The 2,376-nt window shown below is 72.4% G+C and carries 2 protein-coding genes and 1 pseudogene; 1 reads left to right on the top strand and 2 read right to left on the bottom strand.

All coding sequences use genetic code 11. The features are described from left to right. Nucleotides 1–723: pseudogene (locus RCJ92_RS15615) on the bottom strand (hypothetical protein); the annotation flags it as partial. Beyond that, nucleotides 720–1,379: a GNAT family N-acetyltransferase gene (locus tag RCJ92_RS15610; protein WP_446755083.1), complete on the bottom strand. Its 660-nt coding sequence runs from the start codon at nucleotides 1,377–1,379 to the stop codon at nucleotides 720–722. The pseudogene RCJ92_RS15615 and the gene RCJ92_RS15610, both read right to left, overlap by 4 nt. A 624-nt stretch (nucleotides 1,380–2,003) precedes the next feature. On the opposite strand from RCJ92_RS15610, the gene RCJ92_RS15605 reads away from it, so the two are divergent. Next, a partial coding sequence (locus RCJ92_RS15605; protein ID WP_446755084.1) for an amino acid permease occupies nucleotides 2,004–2,376 on the top strand: 373 nt, incomplete at its 3' end.

The following is a 2,376-nucleotide window of genomic DNA, read 5'->3' as shown; positions in this document are numbered from 1 at the left end:
CCGGGCCCGCTCGGCCAGCACCCCGGCCTGGTGCTGGGACCGGGCCAGCTCCTCGTGCAGCCCGGCCATCTCGCGGTGCGCCTGCAGCCGCAAGCTGACCAGCGCGTTGCGTTCCTGTGCGTCGCGCAGCAGCTGCAGGTAGCCGCGGGAAATGCCCCATGCGAAGCACCCGCCCACCAGCGGGCCGATAATGCTGGCGTAACTGGTCTGCCCGTGGTGCAGGAAGGGCGCGACGATCGCCAGCGCGTATACCAGCAGCGAGACCAGCACGGAGCTGGCCAGCGGCAGCAGGTGCCCGATCAGCAGCCACAGGCTGAAGGCCAGCCACATGAATTCGCTGCTGGCCGCCAGCCCGGCCGCCCAGATCGCCAGCAGCACCCCCAGCCAGAGCATGGTCCTGCCCGAGGCGTCCAGCCCGGCCGCCGATTCCCGCCGGGCCAGCCGCGGCAGCCCACCCAAGTACCACAGCGCGAAGCCGATCCCGACAATCGGCACCAGCCAGCTGGGTCTGGTGCTTTCGGCCATGCCGCGCACCACCGCGATCACCAGCAGGACACCGGTGATCGCGTGCTGGCCCAGGCGCATGACCTTCGCGGTGAGCAGCCGCCCGCGCACCGCACCGGTGCCGATGGCGGCGACGGCCGCCGCACCGTGCCCGGGCCCACCCGGCAGGGCGTTCACGCCCCTTCCGCCGTCCTCCGGGGCGTTCCCCTCGCCGGTCATGGGCGGCCCGTGCCTTGCGCCGTCGCGGCGGCCGGGCTGCAGGCGGGATCCGCGGCCGGTGTCTCAGCGTCCGTCGGTGTCTCAGCGTCCGCCGCTGTCGGGCCCTGCCCCGGCAGGTCCCCGGCGAGCATGCCGAAGATCAGGGTGTCGGTGTATTCGCCCTTGCTGTACAGGTGCTCCTGCAGGTGCCCCTCCAGCCGGAAGCCCAGGCGCCGGGCCAGCGCCGCGCTGGCGGTGTTGCGGGCATCCATTTTGGCGGCGATCCGGTGCACGCCCAGCCGGGTGAAGGCCACCTGCAGCAGGGCGGCGACCGCCTCGGTCGCGTAGCCCAGCCCGGCGCATTGGGGATCGAGCACCCAGCCGATCTCCGCCTGCCGGTGCGGGATGTCGGTCAGCCACAGGGCCAGGTCCCCGACGTAGCGCCCCGAGCCGTCGGCGATCACCAGGGCCAGGGCGTGCGGCGGTTCGTCCAGGCTGGTGCGCACCACGCGCTTGGCCAGCTGCTCCTGGGTGTACTCCTCATCCCAGCGCTCCTCCAGCAGGTAGCGGGCCACCGGTTCTTGCGCGTAGACGCGCAGCAGGTCCGCGGCGTCCTCGGCCGAGTGGAATCGCAGTTCCAGCCGTCCGGTGGCCAGGGGGAAGATCGCATCGCTCATGTCTTGACTCTAGACGCAGCCGGCCGGGCGCGGCCACACCCTCCAGCGCCCGAACAGGGGCGCGTTGCCCGTGCTCTGCGCCACAGCCGCGGGTGAAGCCGGGCATGCCGTGCGCGGCCGGCGCAGGCGCCTTTGCCCGGGCCCGATCCGCTGCCGGCGCCGAACCGCGGGCGCCGGACCGGGGCGGAACAACCCCCTGGACCCGCGCTTCGCGGGCCGGGCATGCCGCCCGCTCGAACTGAATCCATCCAAGTCAGACTAATTTTCGCAAAAACGGCGCGAAGGCTGGAAACCGCGGGCCCGCTGCCCCGGACGAGGCCGCACGGGAACCGTGCGCACCGGCCCAGGGGCGTTGCGCAGCGTTCCACGAAGTGCGGTGGCCAGCCGCCGGAGGACCCGCGGCGGCGGGCCGGACGGGCGGTGGCTCACAGTGGACGTTGGTAGCATGGCTGACGCCCTTGGGCGGGACCTGCCGGCCCCGCCCGAGCTTTCGCAACCGGAAGCACACGGCACAGCGCAGCGCTGCCGTCGTGCGGGCTTGACGAAGGACAACGGCGAAGGAACGACAGAGAAGTGAGCACACCCTCTGGCAAACAGCCAACCGGCACCGGCAGCGCACCCCAGCTGCCCCACCACCCCTCCCCAACGGCCCGCACCGCCCTGGCGGCACAGCTGCGCCGCCGCAAATCCATCAACCACATGGTCAGCGAGGCCGCCGACAACGCCGGGCACGGCAAGCTGCGGCGCAGCTTCGGGGTCCTGCAGCTGACGATGATCTCCGTGGGCGCCACCCTGGGCACCGGCATCCTGGTGATCCTGGGCGACGCGGTGCCGATCGCCGGCCCGGCCATCTGGCTCTCCTTCGTGCTGGCCGGTGTCACCGCCCTGCTCTCGGCGGTCAGCTACGCGGAAATGGCCGGCATGGTGCCGGTCTCCGGGTCCAGCTACTCCTACTCCTACGCCACCCTGGGCGAGGGCATCGCCTGGGTGTGCGGCT

The organism is Glutamicibacter sp. BSL13 (genome assembly GCF_052928425.1).
The sequence above is the reverse complement of the archived record's forward strand: the minus strand, read 5'-3'. Positions and strand labels throughout refer to the sequence as shown.